The organism is Staphylococcus sp. GDX8P80P, assembly GCF_017893095.1.
Classification (GTDB): Bacteria; Bacillota; Bacilli; order Staphylococcales; family Staphylococcaceae; genus Staphylococcus; species Staphylococcus borealis.
Genome location: NZ_JAESMI010000059.1, coordinates 1 through 382 on the forward strand (window position 1 = coordinate 1; position 382 = coordinate 382).

Consider the following 382-nt stretch of genomic DNA (forward strand, 5'->3'; position numbering starts at 1 on the left):
GCCTTATGTATAAAGATTATAACATGACTCAACTTACTCTACCAATGGAAACTTCAGTTCTTATCCCCACAAATGATATATCACGACATGTAAATGATATTGTTGAAACAATTCCTGACAATGAATTCGACGAATTCAGACATCACCGTGGTGCAACTTCGTACCATCCTAAAATGATGTTAAAAGTGATTCTATATGCCTACACACAATCTGTATTCTCAGGTCGTAAAATAGAAAAAATGCTTAATGATAGCATCCGAATGATGTGGCTATCACAAAATCAAAAACCTTCTTATAAAACAATTAATCGATTTAGAGTAAATCCAAAAGTAGATGCTTTATTAGAATCTTTATTTATTCAATTTTACAGTCAGTGTGTAAA

Annotated in this window: 1 protein-coding gene; it reads left to right on the top strand. The window is 31.7% G+C overall.

Annotated elements, in window-relative coordinates; translation table 11 throughout:
• Positions 1-5: 5 nt before the first annotated feature.
• Positions 6-382, top strand: a 377-nt coding sequence (locus KA858_RS06080; RefSeq protein WP_210135245.1) for a transposase, incomplete at its 3' end; no start/stop codon positions are given.